General features: G+C 38.2%; 2 protein-coding genes. Both read left to right on the top strand.

From position 1 onward, the window contains the following. Nucleotides 1-44 precede the first annotated feature (44 nt). Complete coding sequence (locus H5072_RS20000; RefSeq protein ID WP_002958185.1) at nucleotides 45-344, top strand: hypothetical protein; 300 nt, start codon at nucleotides 45-47, stop codon at nucleotides 342-344. Nucleotides 345-419: 75 nt separating this feature from the next. After that, nucleotides 420-1,076, top strand: a complete 657-nt coding sequence (locus tag H5072_RS19995; protein WP_024595667.1) for an HAD family phosphatase — start codon at nucleotides 420-422, stop codon at nucleotides 1,074-1,076. Nucleotides 1,077-1,175: the final 99 nt, after the last annotated feature.

Here is a 1,175-nt window from a genome sequence, read left to right as displayed (position 1 = left end):
TAAAGCTGGTAAAGTAGCGTTAATTAATTTAAAGAGATAAAAAGATGGCTGGATTTTGGAATTACCGTGTAATTTTTTGTGAAGCAACGAAAGACGAAGCAGCGCAATATCAAATACATGAAGTAGAATATAACCTAAATGGTAAAGTAACTAACTGGTCAGAAACTGGCGCAGCCCCTTTTGGAACAACCTTAGATGAGTTGAAAGATGACTCTGAGCGTTTAAAAACTGCATTTGATAAACCAGTACTTAAAGTTGTACGTAAAACGCGTGGCTACGAGCTTGTTGATGTTGAAACGGGTGAGGAAGCAACGGGTGAGCCGCCAGCAGGCTTAACGCAATAACTGTATTTATATAAAAGGTGCTTAAGGCGCCTTTTTTATTGTCAAAATTTAGCTCAAGTTAAGTAAGGAATGAGGATGACTTTAAAAGCAATATTATTTGATATGGATGGCACATTAGTTGATTCAGAAAGCATGCACTTTGTATGCTGGAGTAAATTACTTAAACCCTACGGTGTTAGTTATTTAGAAAATGATTTTTGTCAGCGCTTTTCGGGACGGCCAACTTTAGAAGCCGCAATTGAAATTAAGCAAGAGCATAACTTATCGGTAAGTGCACAGTTTTTAGCAGATGAAAAATACCGTTTATTTGGTGAATATGTAGTAACACATTTACCTCCACTGATGCCATTTACAGAGCAAACATTGAAAGCTGTAAAAGCGAGTGGCTTAAAAATGGCGCTAGTAACAGGCAGTGCTAAAAGTGAAGCTATGCCAATACTGAAAGGCTTAGGGTTTTATGAGCTGTTTGATACGGTGGTTACAAAAGATGATGTAACTAATCCTAAACCTGCAGGGGATCCGTATTTACTGGCACTTGAGCAGATAAATATACAACCTGGCAATGCAATTGCTGTTGAGGATACTTACACAGGGGTAACAGCTGCTAATAATGCTTTGTTACGTGTTGTAGCCATTGCCAATAGCCATACTAAAGATCACGACTTTAGCCAAGCTACCTATCAAATGAGCAACTTAGATGAGTTTTGGCAATGGGCGCAATCTCAACTATAGTTTAAGCCAACTTTTACGTGCTTGGATGCGCCAATGTTTACTATTAAACACCTGCTTTTAATTGTTATTGTACTTTTTACGCAATGCATAAGTGCAGCA

This window comes from Pseudoalteromonas sp. SR45-5 (assembly GCF_014163565.1).
Classification (GTDB): Bacteria; Pseudomonadota; Gammaproteobacteria; order Enterobacterales; family Alteromonadaceae; genus Pseudoalteromonas; species Pseudoalteromonas distincta.
Note: the sequence above shows the minus strand (reverse complement) of the source record. Positions and strands in the feature narration are given on the sequence as shown.